Origin of the sequence: Telluria beijingensis, assembly GCF_030770395.1 — a bacterium.
Lineage (GTDB): Bacteria > Pseudomonadota > Gammaproteobacteria > Burkholderiales > Burkholderiaceae_D > Telluria > Telluria beijingensis.
On the sequence record NZ_CP132480.1, the window covers coordinates 3,139,368 to 3,158,798 of the forward strand.

Annotated in this window: 15 protein-coding genes, 2 pseudogenes and 1 riboswitch; of the genes and pseudogenes, 9 read left to right on the plus strand and 8 right to left on the minus strand. The window is 66.5% G+C overall.

Going from position 1 to position 19,431, the window contains the following annotated elements; all coding sequences use genetic code 11:
- Positions 1 to 735, minus strand: a complete 735-nt coding sequence (locus Q9246_RS13930; RefSeq protein ID WP_306391171.1) for a hypothetical protein — start codon at positions 733 to 735, stop codon at positions 1 to 3.
- On the minus strand, positions 735 to 1,568 hold the full coding sequence (locus Q9246_RS13935; protein ID WP_306391172.1) for a MipA/OmpV family protein: 834 nt from the start codon (positions 1,566 to 1,568) through the stop codon (positions 735 to 737). Before Q9246_RS13935 ends, Q9246_RS13930 begins: the two co-directional genes overlap by 1 nt.
- Before the next feature lie 430 nt (positions 1,569 to 1,998).
- Here Q9246_RS13935 and Q9246_RS13940 point away from each other — a divergent pair, with 430 nt between their 5' ends.
- Together Q9246_RS13940 and Q9246_RS13945 are read left to right on the plus strand one after the other, a co-directional pair.
- Complete coding sequence (locus tag Q9246_RS13940; RefSeq protein ID WP_306391173.1) at positions 1,999 to 3,306, plus strand: ATP-binding protein; 1,308 nt, start codon at positions 1,999 to 2,001, stop codon at positions 3,304 to 3,306.
- Positions 3,303 to 4,526 (plus strand): MFS transporter, encoded by a 1,224-nt coding sequence (locus Q9246_RS13945; protein ID WP_306391174.1) that lies wholly within the window; start codon positions 3,303 to 3,305, stop codon positions 4,524 to 4,526. The genes Q9246_RS13940 and Q9246_RS13945 overlap by 4 nt, the downstream gene beginning before the upstream one ends.
- Before the next feature lie 30 nt (positions 4,527 to 4,556).
- On the opposite strand, the gene Q9246_RS13950 is transcribed toward Q9246_RS13945, so the two are convergent.
- From Q9246_RS13950 to Q9246_RS13965, 4 genes are all read right to left on the minus strand, one after another.
- The gene (locus tag Q9246_RS13950) at positions 4,557 to 4,901 is read right to left on the minus strand and encodes a hypothetical protein (RefSeq protein ID WP_306391176.1); all 345 of its coding nucleotides are present in this window, start codon (positions 4,899 to 4,901) and stop codon (positions 4,557 to 4,559) included.
- A complete protein-coding gene (locus tag Q9246_RS13955; protein WP_306391177.1) occupies positions 4,898 to 5,560 on the minus strand; it encodes a thiol:disulfide interchange protein DsbA/DsbL in 663 nt (220 codons plus the stop codon). The genes Q9246_RS13950 and Q9246_RS13955 overlap by 4 nt, the downstream gene beginning before the upstream one ends.
- Positions 5,561 to 5,710: 150 nt before the next feature.
- Entirely contained in the window at positions 5,711 to 6,589 is an 879-nt protein-coding gene (locus Q9246_RS13960; RefSeq protein ID WP_306391178.1) for a cobalamin-binding protein, read from the minus strand.
- A gap of 4 nt (positions 6,590 to 6,593) precedes the next feature.
- Positions 6,594 to 8,546: a TonB-dependent receptor gene (locus tag Q9246_RS13965; RefSeq protein WP_306391180.1), complete on the minus strand. Its 1,953-nt coding sequence runs from the start codon at positions 8,544 to 8,546 to the stop codon at positions 6,594 to 6,596.
- A gap of 71 nt (positions 8,547 to 8,617) precedes the next feature.
- Positions 8,618 to 8,857: riboswitch (cobalamin riboswitch) on the minus strand.
- A gap of 88 nt (positions 8,858 to 8,945) precedes the next feature.
- Here Q9246_RS13965 and Q9246_RS13970 point away from each other — a divergent pair.
- Positions 8,946 to 9,761, plus strand: coding sequence for a DODA-type extradiol aromatic ring-opening family dioxygenase (locus Q9246_RS13970; protein WP_306391182.1), 816 nt, complete (start codon positions 8,946 to 8,948; stop codon positions 9,759 to 9,761).
- Between the two features lie 148 nt (positions 9,762 to 9,909).
- Here Q9246_RS13970 and ylqF read toward each other — a convergent pair whose 3' ends face one another.
- Positions 9,910 to 10,857 carry a ribosome biogenesis GTPase YlqF gene (gene ylqF / locus Q9246_RS13975; protein ID WP_306391183.1) on the minus strand — a complete coding sequence of 316 codons (948 nt, stop codon included), beginning with the start codon at positions 10,855 to 10,857 and terminating at the stop codon, positions 9,910 to 9,912.
- A gap of 560 nt (positions 10,858 to 11,417) precedes the next feature.
- On the opposite strand from ylqF, the gene Q9246_RS13980 reads away from it, so the two are divergent.
- Complete coding sequence (locus tag Q9246_RS13980) at positions 11,418 to 12,707, plus strand: RNA-guided endonuclease InsQ/TnpB family protein (RefSeq protein WP_306391184.1); 1,290 nt, start codon at positions 11,418 to 11,420, stop codon at positions 12,705 to 12,707.
- Between the two features lie 193 nt (positions 12,708 to 12,900).
- Here the strand turns inward: Q9246_RS13980 and Q9246_RS13985 are convergent, their stop codons facing one another.
- Positions 12,901 to 13,833 carry a histone deacetylase family protein gene (locus tag Q9246_RS13985; RefSeq protein ID WP_306391185.1) on the minus strand — a complete coding sequence of 311 codons (933 nt, stop codon included), beginning with the start codon at positions 13,831 to 13,833 and terminating at the stop codon, positions 12,901 to 12,903.
- A 164-nt stretch (positions 13,834 to 13,997) separates the two neighbouring features.
- Here Q9246_RS13985 and Q9246_RS26540 point away from each other — a divergent pair.
- The 5 genes and pseudogenes from Q9246_RS26540 to mltB all read left to right on the plus strand — a co-directional run.
- Positions 13,998 to 14,411: pseudogene (locus tag Q9246_RS26540) on the plus strand (AAA family ATPase); the annotation flags it as partial.
- Between the two features lie 13 nt (positions 14,412 to 14,424).
- Positions 14,425 to 15,021: pseudogene (locus Q9246_RS26545) on the plus strand (AAA family ATPase); the annotation flags it as partial.
- Complete coding sequence (locus Q9246_RS13995) at positions 15,021 to 16,019, plus strand: DUF58 domain-containing protein (RefSeq protein WP_306391186.1); 999 nt, start codon at positions 15,021 to 15,023, stop codon at positions 16,017 to 16,019. The pseudogene Q9246_RS26545 and the gene Q9246_RS13995, both read left to right, overlap by 1 nt.
- On the plus strand, positions 16,016 to 18,004 hold the full coding sequence (locus Q9246_RS14000) for a transglutaminase TgpA family protein (RefSeq protein WP_306391187.1): 1,989 nt from the start codon (positions 16,016 to 16,018) through the stop codon (positions 18,002 to 18,004). The genes Q9246_RS13995 and Q9246_RS14000 overlap by 4 nt, the downstream gene beginning before the upstream one ends.
- Positions 18,001 to 19,086, plus strand: coding sequence for a lytic murein transglycosylase B (mltB, locus tag Q9246_RS14005; RefSeq protein ID WP_306391188.1), 1,086 nt, complete (start codon positions 18,001 to 18,003; stop codon positions 19,084 to 19,086). Before Q9246_RS14000 ends, mltB begins: the two co-directional genes overlap by 4 nt.
- Positions 19,087 to 19,431 lie beyond the last annotated feature (345 nt).

The window sequence follows — 19,431 nt, forward strand, 5'->3', positions numbered from 1 at the left end:
TTATTCGAACAGCGGCACGATCGCCAATGGCGCTTGATAGGTCTGCACCGTCGACGTCGCCAGGCGCGAGGTCACCAGTTGCAGGGTAGCCTGCTCCGGGGCCTGGGCGAAGCGGTAGGTGACGACCGGCAGGTCGTCGTCGACGTCGCCGGCGAAGGCCGCGCCGCGCGTCTGCGGCAGCACGGTCTCCGTGCCGCCCAGGCGGACGTGCACGCTGGCCGCCGCGCCGTCGCGCGGGAAGATCAAACGCACGCCGACGCATTGGCGGCCGCGCGCCGAGCTGTCGGCATAGCGGGCGTAGCCCAGCGCCTGCTCGCAGGCCGCGCGCAGTTCGGTGACGTCATAGGCGCCGTCGGCGCGCAGCGCCAGCGACACCCGCGGCCTGACGGTGAAGCCGCCCAGCGCACGGTTCGGCGTCAACACCGCATTCTCGTCATAGGCCGCCTTGAGCAGCGGCAGCGTGGTGCGTCCCAGCGCATCGAGCGCCAGGCCGGTCTCGACCGTCTTGCCCTTCATGAACAGCTGCACGCCCTGCCCCAGCACGCCCTTGTCGCGCGGCAGCACCTGCAAGTGGTTGTGCAACAGGTTCTTGGGACCACCGTATTTATCAAACAGCACCATCGCGCGGTAGGCGTCGCGATAGTTCACCCATTCCCCGGCGCGCGGCTGCGCCACGGCCATACCGGCCGTCAGCAGCAGGGTCACGCAAGCGGTGAGGTGTGCGCGTCGCATCATCAGAACCGGTAAGCGAAGGCGGCCGAAACCGTCACGTTGGTGGGCCGCTCGACGAGCGGGCTATGGCGGACCTGGCCGACCAGGCGCATGGCCTGGACATTGGTGACCAGCATCCATGAAGGGCTCAGGGCCCAGTTCCAGCGGGCGCCGACGCGCACGTCCTTGATCCCGCCGCCCGGCCGGTAGACCGGATTGCCGCTTTGCCAGGCTTCCTCGCCCGTCACGCCGAAATAGGCGCGGTTGTAGTCGGCATTGACGATCGTGACGCCGGCATTGAACGACATGGTGTGCCGTGGCGCCAGTTGCACGGCCAGGCGCTGCACGCCCAGTTCCATGCGCGCGCCGTCGCGGTCGTTGCCCGCGCCGAACAGCGCGCTGCTGGTCAGCCGCCATTCCGGCGCCAGGTAGTAATTGAAGAAGAATCCGCCCTCGAGCCGGGTGCTGACATCCTGCATGCCGGCCAGGCGATTCTGTGCGCGCATGGCCGTCACCGGCCCCGTGGTAACGCCGACGCCGTCCACGATATGGCCGGAGCCGGACTCGTCCCGATTCGGGTGGACCGTCAGCAGCGGGCCGTATTCGACCGTCGGACGGTTGGACAAATGCATCCCTGCGCTCATGCCGGAAATAAAAAGGCCGTTGCTCCATTGCACCTGGAGCACCGGCAAGGCTGAAACCTTGTGACTGTCCGCCCCCTCGTAACGCGGCCGCGAGACGGCGCCCAGCCCTGCGTACATGTCGCGGCTGCCGTCGGGCATCGGGTTGGTGGCCGGCGTCTGCGCACTTGCTGCGGTGCTCGCAGCCGCCAGGGCCAGGGCGAAGAATGGTTTCATCGTGATCGTGCTCGGAGAGTTCGTTTGTCGATATTTTACGTCGAGCAAGCTTCGCTCTCCCATCCCATGATGATCGGCGTCGCATTCCTGTCGAATGCGCCGCCGCGCTGGGTACTGCCGTGCGCCGGATTGGCGCTTCGGAATCGACCGTGGAACCGCTCCGGGTCGCTTCCTACTTGAATAAAAAAACCCACCGACACTTGCGCATCAGGTGGGCAAACGGAAAACCTGATGATGGGAAAGATAGTAATCGTTCGCCCCCCTGTCATTCATCCCTGAGATGTCGGCCAATTGTCGTCAATTTGTAAGCCATGCCGCGCCTCTCCCTTGTGGCTTACCGGGGCAGGCATTGCACCTGTACAATCCGGGACCGAGGAGAAGCCATGCAGCGGGCAGCAACGCCATACCGACAGTCAACGAGGACGCGACCGTGAACCGGATATTCTTCCGTTTCTTCGTGCTCGTCATGCTGTCGATCACGGCGGCGACTTTCGTCATTTATTTCGCCTTCGCGCGCCTGTTCGGCGACCCGCTCGACGACATCGCGCGGCGCCAGGCGGCGGCCCAGATCTTCCTGCTCGAGCAATACGTCGACCAGGCGCCCACCGACGAATGGCTGACGCGCCTGAACAATGTGCGCGAAGTGTCCGACGTGCGCTACGACCTGATGTCGCTCGAACAAGCCCGCGAGGCGCTCGGCGCCGGCCAGCGCGCCGAGCTCGAGCGCGGCGCCATCGTGCTCGACGCCGCCGGCAAATCCTTCTACCGGCGGGTCGACCTCGATGGCGAACGCTATATCGGCAGCCAGGACGAAGTGCTGCATGCGCAAGACTTGCCGATCGATATTGGGCAGGCGCTCAAGATGGAAGTGCTGCGCTATGTGATCGTCGCCATCGCCATCCTGGTCCCGATCGCGCTGTGGTCGCGCTCGCACTGGAAGGCCCTGCAATCGCTGTCGCGCATGGCGGACGAGTTCGGCGCCGGCAAGCTGTCGGTGCGCGCCCACTTGCAACCGTCCGACGCCGTCTATCCGCTGGCCGAGCGCATCAACCACATGGCCGGCCGCATCGAGGAATTGATGGAGGCGCAGCGCAGCCTGCTGCATTCGGTGTCGCATGAGCTGCGCACGCCGATCGCGCGCCTGGAGTTCGGGCTGGAACTGCTCGATGCCAAGGCCAATAACCCGGACCTCAGCAAGCGCATCGCGGCCATGGAAGGCGACCTCGCCGAACTGAACAACCTGGTGAAGGAATTGCTCGATATGAGCAAGCTCGACAGCGCACGCAGCCTGCAGTGCGCTTCGCTCGACCTGGACGCCCTGCTGCGCGACTGCTGCGCCACCCTGCCGCCCTCGACGCAACAAGTCGCCTGCGAGCTGGCGCCGCAACTCGGCGCGGTCGAGGGTGACGCCCGCCTGCTGGCGCGCGCGGTGGGCAATCTGCTGCGCAATGCCCAGAAATATGCGCAGGGGAATATCGTTCTGTCGGCGCGGCGCCTGCCGGACACGGGCGGCGTCGAGATCGCGGTCGACGACGACGGCCCCGGCATTCCCGCGGAAGAACGCGAGCGCATCTTCGATCCGTTCTACCGCCTCGACCGCAGCCGCGACCGGGCCACCGGCGGCTTCGGGCTCGGCCTGTCGATCGCGCAAAAGGCGGTGGCGTTGCATGGCGGGAGCCTGCGGGTGGAGACCTCGGCGCTGGGCGGGGCGCGTTTCGTCATCGGGCTGCCGGCATGAACGAGCGCCTCCTGATCGCCACCCTGTGCGCGCTGGGTTTGCTGTCCACCGTCGGCGCCTCGCTGCCCTATCCGATGCTGGCGCCGCTGTTCGCCGACGGCAATGTCAATGGCCTCAACAGCTTCCTCGGCCTGCCGCCCAAACTCTTGCTGGGGATCGCCCTGATGATCAATCCGGTCGGCCTGCTGATCGGCAGCGCGGTGCTGGGGCCGCTGTCGGACGGCTTCGGCCGGCGCCGCGCCCTGCTCCTGACCACGGTCGGCGCGGCGCTCGGCCACCTGCTCACGGCGGTCGCGATGGTGATGGAATCCTATCCGCTATTCCTGGCGGCGCGCTTTTTCACCGGCCTACTGGAAGGCAATGGCGCGGTGATGCGGGCGCTGGTCATCGAGCGCATCTCGGGGCCGCTGCGCAATCACGCGCTGTCGTGGCTCAATGGCGCCTTCAACCTCGGCTGGCTGGTGGGGCCGCTGCTGGCCGGCTTCACCATGGCCATCAGTCCCGCGTTTCCGTTTTATATCGCCGCCGGCGCGCTGCTGCTGGGCACGCTGGGCGTGCTTATCTCTCTCCCGGCGACTCCGATCGCGCCGCACGGGCGCCGCTGGTGGACGGTGGCGCGCGAACGCCATGCGCTGACCCTGCTGCGCCATCCGCCGCTGCGCACCCTGTTCACGGTCCACCTCGGCTACTGCTGCGGCGTGGCGGCGCTGTACGAATTCTTTCCGCTATGGCTGGTGGACGTGGGCGGCTACGATGCGCGCCAGATCGCCCTCGTGAACATGGGCATGTGCGCGCTGATGACCACCGCCGCCCTGTTCGCCGGACGCGCCAGCCCGGTCGAAGGCCGCCTGCGCGCCGGCTGGTATGCCGCGGTGGCGGCCACCGCCATCCTGTGCGTGGGCTTCGGCAACCTGTGGGTGGGCATCGCGGGCATCCTGCTGTTCGGCGCGCCGCATGCCTTTTATAACACCGCCCTGCAGACCTGGGCGGCGGACGAGTTCGCACTGCACGGCCAGGGTTCCGTGATGGCCTTGCTGTCGACGATTTTTTGCCTGGCGAATATCCTGATGGCGCTGGCCGGGTCCGTGCTGACCCTGGTCGATACCCGCCTGGTGCTGGTCGTCGGCGGCCTGCTGGCGGCCTGGGCCTCTGTGGCGCTGCGCCGATGGAGCGTGCGCAGTCCGCATCCTCACCTGGAGTCGCCGGCGGCGGCCCCATGAAAAAACGGCGTCCACTGGACGCCGTTTTTCTTAATTGCGGGTATCGATGCGGCCGTCGTGGACGGGCCGGGCGCGCACATGCGTCACGCCGTACCACAGATGCTGCCACCAGTGATCGCGCGAACGCACGGTGGTCAGGCACTTCTGGTCGATCCCTGTCTTGAACACTTTATCAGGACAGAGATTGGTGGCAATCGCATGACGCTGGTTTTCGGCATGGACGAGCGCGATGCCGAGCCAGATGGTCGTCAGGATGAAGATCAGCGCCAGCGACCACGCGACGTGATTCACATTACTGGTCTCGAACAAGGTTTCCTCTTTGGGTCGTGACCCTTCATAGATCTTGAGGATCTCGCCTTCGACTTTGTCGCTCATTTTGCCTTGGCTGCCTTCGCCACCAGTGCATCGAGGACCTGGCCGGTGGCCGTCATCAGCTGGCCCATGTCCTGGATTTTGTTGGATTGCGCCACCGTTGCCGGCGACACGACGTATTTACCGTCGATGACGACGGTCGGGGTGCTGCTGGCCTTGTAGGCCTCGGCGATCTGCGGCAGGCGCTTGAGCTTGGTCTGCACGCCAAACGAGTTCCACGCTTCCATGAACTTGGCCTTGTCCAGGCCGTTGGCGGCAGCCCACGCGATGATGTCGTCGTCCTTCATCAGGCGCTTGCGCTCGACGTGCACGGCGCGGAACACGCGATGATGATATTCCTCCAGCTTGCCCATGGCGTCAAGCGTCAGGAACAGGCGTGCTTCCGGGTCGGTTGCGCCCTGGAACGGCAGCGGAATGCGGCGCATCACGATATTGTCGCCCTGTTTCTTGACCCAGTTGACCAGGGTCGGCTCGAACGCGTTGCAGGCGCCGCAGTGGTAGGCGAAGAACTCGACCACTTCGACCTTCTTGCCCACGGTCTGGGTCGGCTGCGGAGTCGCGAGCACGGTGTATTCGGCGCCAACGCGCGGATCGGTCGGCGAGGCATTGGCGAAACCGGCGACCAGGGCAGCGGCAACGAGGGCGAAACGCAGGGTGCGCATAAAATCCTTCCAGTGAGAATGAACGAACGACCGCGAGATTACCACTTTTTGCCTTTCCCCTGTCCCGAGAGCGCGTTTTTTTGCATTTGCTTACGGCTGAAACAAGCGCGTGGTGACATTCACTATAGATTAGCTGCCAAGATGATCAAGTCAGCGGGGCCGGCGCCCGCGCGCCTCTTCCAGCATCGCGCATAACTGCTCGGCGCCCTCGGCCGTGCGCGGCCCGGCGCGGTTGGTCAGATCGCCATCGATCAGGAACAGGTTGTCGCGCTTCACGGCGGTCATGCCCTTGAAGGCTTGCCACATCTTGCCGCCCGGGTCCTTGGGATCGTCGCGCCTGCCGACCAGGATCACTTCGGGATCGGCCTCGATCACCGCCTCGACGCCGACCTCGGGCGCGATCGTCTTCAGCCTCCCGAACAGATTGCGTCCGCCGCACAGGCGCACCATATCGCTGGCGATATGGTCGTCGTTGAGGGTGTACAGCGGCCGGTCCCAGACCTGGTAGAACACGGTGACCGTCGGCCGCCCGGCGTAGCGCGTCCTGAGCGCCGCGATGCGACCGTCGTAGTCCTGCGCCGCCTGGCGCGCGACCGGTTCGGTGCCCAGCAGCCGCCCCAGGCGCAGCAGGTTGACGCCGACCTGTTCCAGCCGGTTCGGTTCGCTGTGGTAGACCGGGATGCCGAGGCGCTCCAGTTGCTCGACCTGGCGCACCGGATTGCCGCTGTGCCAGACCACGACCAGGTCGGGCTTGAGCGCCAGCACGCGCTCGAAGTCGATCTTGTTGTAGCTGCCCACCTGCGGCAGCTTCTTCGCAGCCTCCGGATAGTCGCTGTAGTCGACGGCGCCGACGAGCCGCGCCCCGCCGCCGGCCGCGTACAGCAGCTCGGTGACGTGGGGCGCCAGCGCGATCACGCGCTGGGCCGGCCGCGCCAGCGTGACCGTGCGGCCGGCGTCGTCGACGACGGCGATGGCGGCCGACGCATTGGCACAGAGTACGGCCAGCACGGCCCCCAGCAAGACCTTCATGGCATCAGAAGTCGAAACGCGCCGACAGTTTCAGTTGGCGGCCGTCGCTCGGATAGATGCCGGCGCGGCAGTTGTAGGCTTGGCTGTAGTACTGGCGGTCGGCCAGGTTCAGGCCCGAGACCGCCACTTCCCATGGGCCGAAGCGGCGCGCATAGCGGGCGTCGAGCGTGGTGAACGACGGCATGCGGGTGCTGCAGCTATTGGTGAAATCGTCGCCATAGCGCTGGCTGTCGACCCACTGGGCGCCGATGTCGGCGGTCTGGCCGTTGCCCGGGGCCCAGGCCAGGCGCGCGGTGACGACGTGCTTCGGCACCAGCACCATCTCGCGGCCGGCGTTGGGGCCGTCGCGGAACTCGGCCTGCACGTACTGCCACGCCCCGGTCAGGCGCCAGTCCCTGGCAAAGACGGCCTGCCCTTCGAGCTCCACGCCCTGGCGGCGGGTCGGATCGAGGTTGGTATTGGCGCCGAAGCCGATGGTCGGGTCGAAGTAGATCTCGTTGGTCAGGCGGTGGCGGAACAGGCGCGCGGTCGCTTTACGGGCTTCGGTGCCGGCGCTGACGCCCAGCTCCAGGTCGCGCGAGGTTTGCGGCGCCAAGACGTCCAGGGTCGAACGGTAGCTGTTTTCGTCGATATTGGCGATGCGGTAGCTGCGGCCGGCCTTGGCGAACACGGTCACGAGCGGCATCACGTCGATGCTGCCCTCGACGGTCCAGGCATTGAGCGACTGCTTGCGGTGCTCCCCGACCACTGGCGGGAAGGCCAGCGGGTCGCTGTAGTCTTTTTCGAAACGCTCGTGGCGGCCGCCGATCGCCAGGCGGGCATTGTGCGGCGCGTTCCACAGCAGTTCGTCGCGCAGGTAGAAGGCCTTCGAATCCTGGCGCGCATCGCCGGCCGAAAAGTCGGACGTCACGTCGCGCTCCCAGCGCATCAGGTCGATGCCGGCGACGAATTCGTTGCGCTGGCCGCCAAGGTCGGCGGTATGGCGCAGGCGCGGCGAGAACTGGGTCTGCTCGGCCTCATAGACCGAGGTCGACAGCGTGCCGAAATCGTAGGTCGACGAGACTTCGCGTTCGCGATGCGACAGCTCGGCGGCCAGCTCGAAGGCGCCCACGCGGTGCTCGACGAAGGCGGTCACGCGGTCGGTGTCGAGCGAGCCGAAGTTGTTCGGCGTGTCGGTCTGGGTCGGGATGGCCAGGAATTGCGCTTCGGTCAGCGCGCCGGGCAGGCGCGAATCCGAGCGCGAACTTTCGAAGCGCAGGCCGGCGCGGCCGTTCGGCGCATAGGCGTACTGCAGGCCACCGCTGAAGCTCGTCTGCTCATACTTGTTGTTGTCGCGGTAGTTGTCGGTGCGGCGGTCGCTGACTGCGGCGTCGAACGACCAGGGACCGGCGCCGTGGGCAATCGAGGCGCGCAGGTCGAGGTGGTCGAAGCGGCCGGCTTCGGCGAACAGCGAGCCCGAGGTGCCTTCCTTGCCCGCGCCGCGGCGGGTGACGATATTGATCACGCCGCCGGTGGCGCCGTCGCCATACAGCACGCTGCTGCCGCCGCGCGTGATCTCGATGCGCTCGACGGTGTCCACGGGAATCGTCGACAGCACGGTATGCGCCAGTTCGTTCTCGTTCAGGCGCACGCCGTCGACCAGCACCACGGTGTTCTGGGCGCTGTTGGTGCCGAAGCCGCGCAGGTCGAGGCCGAAGTCGGGCGAGCCGTCCAGGCTCTGGCGGCCGAAGACGCCGCCGATCTTGCGGATCGCCTGGTTGACGTCGGTGGCGCCGGCGCTGCGGATCTGCTCGGCGCTGATGACGGTGGCGCCGATCGGCGTGGCCTGGGCCGGGAAGCGCGGGCCGGTGATGACGACCGATGGCAAGGTGTCCTGGGCGACAACGTTCGGGGCGAACAGGGCGAAGGCGCAGGCCAATGCGAGTGGCGCGCGGCGCGGTGCGGCAGCAAAAATCATGATGAATGTGTTCTCGGTAAAAGGCACCGGCCCGCGTCCCCGCAGGCCAGAGTCAACGGAAGCACGTACGACGCGCTTCCACCTGTTTGGCCGGTATCCGGGCTGGCAAGCATGACGGCCTCACCTTCCTGCGCGTCATGCACAGTGGTTGTCGAGACCGCCTGCCGCGCTGCAAGAGCAGGCGCGGCGCTTGTTGACCGTTGCGGGGGCAGCACACCTCCATGGCGGCGCGGGGCGCGGCCATGTCGTGTTTCCCGTTTAACTTCGCGCACCTGGACGCGCGCGAGAGCACCAAAACGGGGCGATTATAACCTGACAAGCCGCCCGCTGCCCGGCCGCCGGCAGCCTGGCGCGGGATCGGCTACCATCGTCGTTTTCATGCTCATCACGGGAGTGTCCATGGCGCGTCTACCCACTTATTTCGTGTCGCACGGCGGCGGTCCCTGGCCGTGGATGCGCGAGCAGTACGGCACTGCCTATGACCAGCTGGCCGCCTCGCTCGCTGCCATGCGGGTCGAGGCTGGCGATGCGGTGCGCGCGGTGCTGGTCGTGACTGCGCACTGGGAGACGCCGCAGTTCATGGTGTCGTCCGGGGCGGCGCCGGGCATGATTTATGACTATGGCGGCTTTCCGTCGCATACCTACCAGATCACCTACCCGGCCCCGGGAGAACCGGCTTTGGCGCGGCGCATGGCCGATCTGCTGAACGAGGCCGGCCATCCCGCGACGCTGGACGCCGAACGCGGCTTCGACCATGGGACGTTCTCAATGCTGTATCCGGTGTATCCGGAAGCGCGCATGCCGGTGGTGCAGCTGTCGCTCAGGGCCGACCTCGATCCGGCCGCCCACCTGGCCGCGGGCCGTGCGCTGGCGCCGCTGCGCGACGAGGGCGTGTTGATCATCGGCAGCGGGCTGTCGTACCACAACCTGCGCCAGTTCGGGCCGAATGGACGCGAGGCCTCGCGGGCGTTCGATGGGTGGTTGCAGCAGACGCTGCTCGGACGCGATCCTGCCGAACGCGCGCAGGACTTGCTGCAATGGGAGTCGGCGCCGATGGCGCGGGCGGCGCATCCGCGCGAAGAACACCTGATCCCGCTGATGGTGGCGCTGGGGGCGGCCGAACACGAGGCCGCGGCCTGCGTCTATCATGAAGACGCGTTCATGGGCAATTTGGCGGTGTCGAGTTTCAGGTTCGGGGCGGCGCCGCAGTCATAAGCAAGCAACCATACCGCTCACACGTCGTACCCGCGCAGGCGGGTACCCAAGTACTGCTCATGCTGTCGAAACGCTAGCAAACTTGGGTACCCGCCTGCGCGGGTACGACGTTTCGAGGCTTACGCAGGGAGCGCGCTAGCGGCGAATATCACGTCCCCCGCTTGCCGCGCGCCGCTTCCTCGGCCTTCGCCGCGGCCTTCTCGGCCGCGATGCGCGCCTTCTCGGCCATCTCGGCCTCGTGCGCCGCCAGGCTGGCCGCGCGCGACTCGGGCGTTTCCAGGCTGATGCGGCCCAGGGCGCCCTGGCGATAATCCTGCAGCAGCGTATGCGCCGCCTTCTCGTAATCGAAGTCGCCGCCGCGTACGCGGAAACCGCGGCGCTGGGCCACGCCCTCGATCACCGCCACGCCATCCATGCCCTCGGTCTTGAAGCCATAGCGCGCGGTGAGCAGTTGAGGGTAGCGCTGCAGCAGCAGCTCGCCCAGGTATTCGGCCACTTCTTCCTCGACCAGGGCATTGGTGCCGATCGCGTGGCTGGCGGCCAGCATCAGGCCGTCGCTGGCCATGGCGATCTTGGGCCACAGCATGCCGGGGGTGTCGACCAGCACCACGTTCTTGTTCAGGTACAGGCGCTGCTGGGTCTTGGTCACGGCCGGCTCGTCGCCCACCTTGGCCACGCGCTTCTTCAGCAGCGCGTTCATCAGGGTCGATTTGCCGACATTGGGGATACCCATGATCATGATGCGCAGCGGCTTGGTCGGCACGCCGCGGTGCGGCGCCAGCGACAGCGCCAGGTCGGGGATGCGGGCCACATCGGCCGGCTTCTTGGTCGTCATCGGATAGGCGGTCACGCCGTCCTGCGCATCGTAATAGGCTTTCCAGGCGGCGGTCGCATTGGGGTCGGCCAGGTCGATCTTGTTCAAGACCTTCAGGCAGGGGCGTTGGCGGAACTTGCGCAACTGGTCCACCAGCGGGTTGCAGCTCGCCTCGGGCAGGCGCGCGTCGAGCACCTCGATCACCAGATCGATGTTTTCCATCTGCTCGGCCGCTTCCCGCTTGGCCGCGTTCATGTGGCCAGGGAACCATTGAATCGACATACTATTGCTCTCTTAATCTTTCGTCCAAGGCGCTATTTTACGCTGAGCCTAGTTGCAAACGTAGCGCGACGGCCACAACCCCGCTTTTCACGGCACGTACCGTTGAGCTGTTGCAACACTGTTGACATATTCGAGGCGCACACTCCCGTCTTGCCTGCACACGACGGAGATGGGAATGCGCGCACGGGAAAAACTGAAACGGTCGCTGGTGCGCTGGTATGGCGTGCTGATGCTGTGCTGCGCCATCGTGGTGTCGGCGCTGGTCGACCAGTTGCCGCTGCTGCCTTATTGATCCGCGGCCAAGTTCCGAACCACTCAAGGCGCACGATACTACCCGCAGCCACTCGAATAGTTGCGGCGGCAAACCTCGCTATTCACTGCCGGGGCAGGCGCAGACGGCGGAGCTGTCCTCGTCATCGTCAGTGCAGGGGCAGCCGATATTCGATGTACCGCTGTATAGCGGCAATGGGTGCGCCGCTCCAGAGCTTCGTACGAATACTGGTTAATTCTTCATTGACGTATGTCGTTATCACTGCTCGTAGACCGACGACAATCGAAGCATGTTACGTCTACAAGCGTATAAGTACGAACTGATGCCCAGTGGCGAGCAAGCACGTGCCATGCGTCGCTACGCCGGAGCGTGCCGCTTCGTCTACAACAAGGCGCTGGCGCTGCAAAAGGAAAACCACGACGCTGGTAACAAGTTCATCGGATACGTCGCCATGGCGAAGCACTTGACCAGTTGGCGCAACAGTGCTGAAACGCCATGGCTGAAAGACTCGCCTTGCCACCCATTGCAACAAGCCTTGAAGAACTTAGATAAGGCGTACAAGAACTTTTTCGAGAACCGAGCCGACTTCCCCAGCTTCAAGCGCAAAGGCGCCGGCGAGAGCTTCCACTACCCTGATCCGAAGCAGATCAAGCTCGACCAGGCCAACGATCGCATCTCCTTGCCGAAGCTCGGGTGGTTACGCTACCGCAAAAGCCGTGAGGTACTGGGCGAAGTCCGCAACGTCACCGTCAGCAAGTCAGGCGGAAAGTGGTTCGCGTCGATCCAGACGCAACGCGAAGTCGAACAGCCGCTTCCCACAGCGACAACGGCCATCGGCATCGATGTCGGTATCGGTCGATTCGTCACGATGAGCGACGGCGAATTCATCGTCCCGCTAAACTGTTTCAAGAAGCATCTACCTCGCCTGGCACGCTGCCAGCGCAGCATGAGCCGCAAGGTCAAGTTCAGCAACAACTGGAAGAAGGCGAAAGCCCGCGTCCAGAAGATTCACACCGGCATCGCGAACGCGCGAAAAGACTTCCTGCATAAAACCACAACGGCGATCAGCAAAAACCACGCACTCGTCTGCATTGAGGATTTGCAGGTACGGAATATGTCCAGGTCTTCCAAGGGCACAATCGAACAGCCGGGCAAGAAGGTCAGCCAGAAAAGCGGTCTGAACCGCGCCATTCTCGATCAGGGATGGGGCGAATTCCGGCGGCAGCTCAACTACAAGATGGCGTGGTGTGGCGGCGTATTGCTATGCGTGCCACCGCAACACACCAGCCAGACTTGCCCGTGGTGTGGTCACGTCTCGAGAGAGAATCGGCAAACTCAGGCGTCATTCTTGTGCGTCGATTGCGGCTACAAAAATCATGCCGATGTAGTCGCCGCAATTAACGTCTTAGCGCGAGGACATCGCGTATTAGCCTGTGGAGAGATGGTGCAGCCAGGCCGCTCGACGAAGCAGGAACCCACCGAAGCGCCCAACAGCTCAGCGTGCGGCGCCGTAGGAATTCTCGTCCTTCAGGGCGGGGAGGATGTCAAGTTCCAGCCGCCCTGCACGCAGCCAATGTAGCCGCAGACGCCGGCGGCGTTGGGATGGGCGCCCTTGAGGGCACGCGGGGCGCCGCCGAAATTGGCCAGCGCGTGCCCAAGCAACAGCTAGCTGCTGCTGCTGTCGTCAGGATATAGCAAGCGTACTGACCAAGCGGCCGGTCATGCGTGACTGCGCGAAAAGCGCCGTTGGGTTTCCTGACCGTTCCCGTGTTTTACTCCAGATCCGCCATCGCCTTCAGGTGCGCCACCACGCTGCGCCCCAGCGCCGACAGGTCGTAGCCGCCTTCGAGGCAGCTCACCACGCGCCCGCCGGCGTGCTCGTTCGCCACCGCCATCACCTGGCGCGTGATCCATGCATAATCGGCCTCCACCAGGCCCATGCCGCCCATATCGTCGTCGCGGTGGCCGTCGAAGCCGGCAGAGATGAAGATCATCTGCGGCTTGAAGGCGTGCAGCGCCGGCAGCCAATGCTCGCGCACCAGCTTGCGCACCGCGTCGCCGTCGCACAGCGCCGGCACCGGCAGGTTGATGCGGTTGGCCGTGACCGGCTCCGGCTCGCTGTACGGATAGAACGGATGCTGGAAGAAGCTGGCCATCAGCACCCGCGGCTCGTCGCGGAAGGCGTCGGCGGTGCCGTTGCCGTGGTGGACGTCGAAGTCGACGATGGCGACCCGCTCCAGGCCGTGGGCCTCGAGCGCATGGCGCGCCGCGATCGCGACGTTGTTGAAGAAGCAGAACCCCATCGGCGTGGTCGGGGTGGCGTGGTGGCCGGGCGGGCGCACCGAGCAGAAGGCATTCGACACGCTGCCCTTGATGACGTCGTCGGTCGCGGCCACCGCGGCCCCGGCCGCGCGCAGCGCCGCCTGGTAGCTGTAATGACAGAGCGAGGTGTCGCCATCGAGCGGGTAATAGTCGCCCGGCGTGGCCGGCACGTTCTCGCGCACCAGCGCCAGCGCGCCCGGCGTATGGTTGCGCAACACCTGGTCCAGCTCGGCCAGCGGCGCGCTGCGCTGCTCGAGCAGCCCGTCCAGCCGGGCCAGGATCAGCTGGTCGTCGATCGCCTGCAGGCGGGCCGGGGATTCGGGGTGCCAGCTGCCCATCTCGTGCCGCAGGCAGTCGGGGTGGCTGTAAATCGCTGTGCTCATGATGCTGTCGTCTCCGCCAATGCTCATCCATTCATACCCCGCGCCGCCGTTCTCGCATAGAATCCCCCGGGACGGCTGTACCTTGCAGGGCATGAAGCTTGCCAATGGCGCTAATCTACCACGCCGGCCGCCGAATTGAAGACGACCACTACCGGAATCCATCCATGTTTAACAAACTGCACGCCGTCGCACGCCAGGTCAACGAAGTCGTGGTCGGCAAGGACCAGCAGGTACGCCTGGCCCTGACCTGCCTGCTGGCCGGCGGCCACCTGCTGCTGGACGACCTGCCCGGCGTCGGCAAGACCACCCTGGCGCATGCGCTGGCGATCTCGCTCGGCCTCAAGTTCAACCGGGTGCAGTTCACCAGCGACCTGCTGCCGGCCGACGTGGCCGGCATCTCGGTCTACGAGCGCGAAAAGAACGCCTTCGTGTTCCACCCCGGCCCCATCTTCACGCAAGTGCTGCTGGCCGACGAGATCAACCGCGCCACGCCCAAGACCCAGTCCGGCCTGCTCGAGGCGATGGAAGAGCGCCAGGTCTCGGCCGACGGCGTCACGCGCCCCCTGCCCGAGCCGTTCTTCGTGATCGCCNACGCCCAAGACCCAGTCCGGCCTGCTCGAGGCGATGGAAGAGCGCCAGGTCTCGGCCGACGGCGTCACGCGCCCCCTGCCCGAGCCGTTCTTCGTGATCGCCACCCAGAACCCGGCCAACCAGGTCGGCGTGTTCCCGCTGCCCGAATCGCAGCTCGATCGCTTCCTGATGTGCCTGAGCCTTGGCTATCCGGACGCCGCCGCCGAGCGCGCGCTGTTGATGGGCGAAGACCGGCGCAGCATGCTCAAGGCCTTGCCGCCGGCGATGCAGCCCGAGGAACTGGCGGCCGCCCAGCGCCAGCTGCGCGCGATCCACGCATCCGGCAAGCTGGTCGACTATGTCCAGGCGCTGGCCCAGGCGTCGCGCCAGAACGGCCTGTTCGCCGAAGGGCTGTCGCCGCGCGCCGCGCTGGCGCTGCTGCAGGCCGGCCGTGCCTGGGCCGCGCTCGAGGGGCGCGACCACGTGATCCCCGAAGACATCCAGGCGGTGCTGGTGCCGGTCTGCGCGCACCGCCTGCGGCCGCTGCGCGCCGCCCACGGCACCGCGCTGGCCAGCCGCGACCTGGTGCTGCAACTGCAGAAGGCGGTGCCGGTCTGATGGCGCAAGCTGCGGGAGGCTTGCGCGGACGGCTGCGGCGCGCCACCGGCGCCTGGCTGCCGCGCGCCGGCACCCAGGACGCCGGCGAAGTGGTGCTCGGGCAGCGCCGCGTGTTCATCCTGCCCACCCGGGCCGGCCTGGGCTTCGCCCTGCTGCTGGCGGTGCTGCTGGTCGGTTCGATCAACTACACGCTGGGCCTGGGCTTCGGCCTGACCTTCCTCGCGCTGTCGTGCGCGCTGGTCGACATGGTCGCCACCTACCGCAACCTGGCCCACCTGGCGCTGCAGCAGGGCCGGGGCGCGCCGGTGTTCGCCGGCCAGGAAGCGCAGTTCGAGCTGCAGGTCTTCAACCGCACGCGCCTGGCGCGCTACGCCATCCGCGCCGATTTCGCCGACGTGCGCGAAGCGCGCCACGTGGCCGATATCGCCCCCGGCAGCCACGCGCTGCTGACGCTGGCGGTGCCGACCGAGCGGCGCGGCTGGCTGGCGCCGGCCCGGGTCAGGCTGTCGACCCGCTTTCCGCTCGGCCTGTTCAACGCCTGGAGCTACTGGCGCCCGGCCACGCGCGCGCTGGTCTATCCGCGCCCCGAGGATGGCGCCCCGGCGCTGCCGCTGAGAGGCGACGACGGCGGCAGCCTGCGCGCGCCCGGCCACGACGATTTCGCCGGCGTGCGCAACTACCAGGCCGGCGATTCGCCGCGCCGGCTTGCCTGGCGCCAGATCGCCCGCCTCGGCGGCGAGTCGGGCGCCCTGCTGTCGAAGCATTTCGAGGGCGGCGGTGGCGACGAGCTGGTGCTCGACTTCGACGCCCTGCCCGGCACGCTCGACCTCGAGCTGCGTCTGTCTCGCCTGACACGCTGGGTGCTGGACGCCGAGGGCCGCGCCCTGCCCTATGCCTTCCGCCTGGGCGCGGTGCGCTTCGACGCCGCCCTCGGCGCCGCCCACCAGGCGGCCTGCCTGCGCGCGCTGGCGCTGTACGGGATCGAGGACGCGGCATGAAGCGCCTGACCACGGCCCTGAGCCGCGACAAGGCCGACACCCTGCTGCTGCTGGGGACCGCGGTGCTGGTGCTGGCGCCGCATGCGCTGCACGTGCCGCTGTGGGTCGCGCTGCTGTGCGGCGCCACCCTGGCCTGGCGCGCCGCGATCACGCTGCGCGGCAAGCGCATGCCGCCGGCCCTGCTGTTGCTGCCGCTGGCGGTGGCGGCGATGGCCGGTGTCCAGTTCAGCTACGACACCCTGCTCGGCAAGGACGCCGGGGTGGCGATGCTGGTGCTGCTGGTCGCCTTCAAGATGCTCGAGATGCATGCGCGGCGCGACCTGTTCGTCGTGATCTTCCTGTGCTTCTTCCTGGTGCTGACCAACTTCTTCTATGCCCAGGGCATCGGCACCGCGCTCCTGACCATCGCTTCGGTGCTGCTCCTGCTGGCGACCCAGCTATCGTTCCAGTTCACCGGCGCGGTGCCGCCGCTGCGCGTGCGGCTGGCGATGGCGGGCCGCATGCTGGCCTTCGCGGCGCCAATCGCGATCGTGCTGTTCGTGGTGTTCCCGCGCATCCACGGGCCGCTGTGGAGCATGCCGGGCGACGCCGGCGGCCGCTCGGGTCTGTCGGACCAGATGGCGCCGGGCCAGATGTCCAACCTGGCGCTGTCCGAGGAACCGGCGTTCCGGGCGCGCTTCTTCGGCCGTCCCCCGCTGCAGTCCCAGTTGTACTGGCGCGGCCCGGTGCTCGATTTCTTCGACGGCCTGACCTGGTCGCGCGGCGCCAGCCAGGCTTCCGGCCGCGACCTGCACCTGGCGGTCGGCGGCGACGCGCTGGAGTATGAAGTGACGCTCGAACCCTCGTCGGCGCGCTGGGTGTTCGCACTCGAGATGCCGGGCGAATTGCCGGCGGTGCCGGGCCACCGGCTACGCATCTCGCCGCAGTTCGAGCTGATGGCCACTGATCCCTTGGGCAGCCGGGTGCGCTACCGCGCCAGCTCGCACCTGGACTTCGCCCTCCAGGCCGGCCCGGCCCTGGACGACGCCGGGCGCTGGCTGCTGCTGCCCTATGGCTTCAATCCGCGCGCGCTGGCCGCCGGCCGCGAACTGCGCCAGCTTGGCGATCCGATGCAGCGGGTGGAAGCGGTACTGCGGCAGTTCCGCGAGCAGCCGTTCCAGTACACGCTGGCGCCGCCGCTGCTGGGACGGCACACGGTCGATGAATTCATGTACGGCACCCGCTCCGGCTTTTGCGAACACTACTCGGGCGCCTTCGTGTTCCTGATGCGCGCGGCCGGCGTGCCGGCGCGCGTGGTGACCGGCTACCAGGGCGGCGAGATCAACCCGCTCGACGGCTTCATGACGGTGCGCCAGTCCGATGCCCACGCCTGGGCCGAAGTCTGGATCGCGGGCCGCGGCTGGCAGCGGATCGACCCGACCGCCGCGGTGGCGCCCGAGCGCGTGCGGCGCGGCCTGGACGCCTCGGTGCCGCGCCCGGCCCCGTTCGGCATCGAGGCGCTGCGCGGCATGAACCCCTTCCAGGGCCAGGGCAAAGCCTGGATGGTCCAGTTGCGCAATGCCGTCAACGCCGTCAACAATGGCTGGAACCAGTGGGTGCTCAATTACACGCCGGAGCGCCAGCGCGCGGTCGTGCGCGACCTGCAGCGCAAGCTGTCCGGCTGGCCGCTGGTCGTCCTGCCGGCGGCAGTCGTGCTGGCGCTGCTGGTGCTGCGGATGGTGCGCCGGCGGCGCGCGACCCATCCGGCCGATGCTCTATACTCGACCCTGTGCAAGCGTCTCGGCCAGCTGGGCCTGGCGCGTGCCCAGGACGAAGGACCGAGCGCCTTTGCTGCGCGGGTCGACGGCGCCGCCGACCTGGCGCCCCAATCGCGCGCAGCGGCCAGCGAATTCCTGCGACGCTACAGTGCCTGGCGCTATGCGCCCCCGGCCGCCGATCCCCGGCTTACCGCCACCTTGAAAAGCTTACTATCGCAAGTCAGATGAAATCCATTGTTTCCCTGTTTTCCGCAGTCGCCCTCTTCGCGGCCGCGCCTGGCGATGCCGGCGCCGCCGGCCAATCCACCGCGTCCCAGGCCGCGACCGCCGCCGCGGCCGAGCTGGACCCCGAACACGTCAACTTCCTCGAATGGCTGCCGGTGCGCGAGTTCATCGAAGAGATGGTCGCCACCCACGGCTTCGAGCGCGAAGCGCTGCAGACGATATTCAAGGAAGTCCGCTTCATCGATCGCGCCGTGCAGCTGGTCAAGCCGGCACCGCCGGGCAAGCCGAAGAACTGGCAAGCCTATAGCGCGCGCTTCATCGAGCCGATCCGCATCCGCGCCGGCGTGCGCTTCTGGAACGAGAACGCCGAGGCGCTGGCGCGCGCCGAGGCCGCCTATGGCGTGCCGGCCGAGATCATCGTCGGCATCATCGGCATCGAGACCATCTATGGCCGCGACACCGGCAAGTTCCGCGTGCTGGACAGCCTGACCACGCTCGCCTTCGCCTATCCTGAAACGCCGAACCAGGCCGCGCGCAAGGCCTTCTTCCGCGACGAGCTGGCCAACACCCTGGTGCTGGCGCGCGAGCGCGGCTACGATCCGTTCTCGCTGCTCGGCTCGTTTGCCGGCGCGGTCGGGATGCCGCAATTCATGCCGAGCAATATCCTCAGATACGGGGTCGACTTCGATAGCGATGGCCGGGTCGACTTGCGCGGCTCGGCGACCGACGCCATCGGCAGCGTAGCCAATTTCCTGGTCCAGCATGGCTGGAATGCCGAGCACCGCGGCCCGACCGTGTACCCGGCCGACGTCTCGCCGGCGCGCGCCTGGGAGCCCCTGATCGCGCGTGGCCTCGAAGCGACACTACGCCCGGACGAGCTGCGCGCGGCGGGCGTTGCCACTGCGGCGGCCCTGCCGGGCGACCGCCTGTATGGCTTGATTGACCTGCAGAATGGCGCGGATGCAACAGAATATTGGGTGGCTAACGATAATTTTTATGCCATCACAAAATACAATCGCAGTTACTTCTACGCCATGTCGGTGGTCGATCTGGGCCGCGCGGTGCGGGCGGCACGACCCGGTTGACTGTTTCCAGCGGGGAAACTTTGTAATCCTTTGTAACAGGTTTCCCCTCTTCCCTTCCTATTGTTCGTAGGCATCCTCCTACATACCCCCCAGGGGTATCCATGACAGGGCCAGTTGCTTTCGTGGCAAATCTGGCATCGCTGTTAACATACCCCCCATTTTCTTTCCATTTCGTCAGCAAAAAACGTACTGTGCTGCATCATTTGCTGGATGCCCGTACACTGTTGCTTAAATAAAAAACAATATATTTTGCCAGTGAGTTTGTGAGAGAATTGCATTGCGGCTATTGTTGCAATCAGACAACGAAGCCGAGGGAAGAGAAATGATTCCGACTTGCTCATGAGT

Bases quoted from the DNA above. Each gene is read 5' to 3' on its own strand.
- Q9246_RS13930 (WP_306391171.1), bottom strand. From the start codon at position 735: ATGATGCGACGCGCACACCTCACCGCTTGCGTGACCCTGCTGCTGACG.
- Q9246_RS13935 (WP_306391172.1), bottom strand. From the start codon at position 1,568: ATGAAACCATTCTTCGCCCTGGCCCTGGCGGCTGCGAGCACCGCAGCA.
- Q9246_RS13945 (WP_306391174.1), top strand. From the start codon at position 3,303: ATGAACGAGCGCCTCCTGATCGCCACCCTGTGCGCGCTGGGTTTGCTG.
- Q9246_RS13950 (WP_306391176.1), bottom strand. From the start codon at position 4,901: ATGAGCGACAAAGTCGAAGGCGAGATCCTCAAGATCTATGAAGGGTCA.
- Q9246_RS13955 (WP_306391177.1), bottom strand. From the start codon at position 5,560: ATGCGCACCCTGCGTTTCGCCCTCGTTGCCGCTGCCCTGGTCGCCGGT.
- Q9246_RS13960 (WP_306391178.1), bottom strand. From the start codon at position 6,589: ATGAAGGTCTTGCTGGGGGCCGTGCTGGCCGTACTCTGTGCCAATGCG.
- Q9246_RS13965 (WP_306391180.1), bottom strand. From the start codon at position 8,546: ATGATTTTTGCTGCCGCACCGCGCCGCGCGCCACTCGCATTGGCCTGC.
- Q9246_RS13970 (WP_306391182.1), top strand. From the start codon at position 8,946: ATGGCGCGTCTACCCACTTATTTCGTGTCGCACGGCGGCGGTCCCTGG.
- ylqF (WP_306391183.1), bottom strand. From the start codon at position 10,857: ATGTCGATTCAATGGTTCCCTGGCCACATGAACGCGGCCAAGCGGGAA.
- Q9246_RS13980 (WP_306391184.1), top strand. From the start codon at position 11,418: ATGTTACGTCTACAAGCGTATAAGTACGAACTGATGCCCAGTGGCGAG.
- Q9246_RS13985 (WP_306391185.1), bottom strand. From the start codon at position 13,833: ATGAGCACAGCGATTTACAGCCACCCCGACTGCCTGCGGCACGAGATG.
- Q9246_RS13995 (WP_306391186.1), top strand. From the start codon at position 15,021: ATGGCGCAAGCTGCGGGAGGCTTGCGCGGACGGCTGCGGCGCGCCACC.
- Q9246_RS14000 (WP_306391187.1), top strand. From the start codon at position 16,016: ATGAAGCGCCTGACCACGGCCCTGAGCCGCGACAAGGCCGACACCCTG.
- mltB (WP_306391188.1), top strand. From the start codon at position 18,001: ATGAAATCCATTGTTTCCCTGTTTTCCGCAGTCGCCCTCTTCGCGGCC.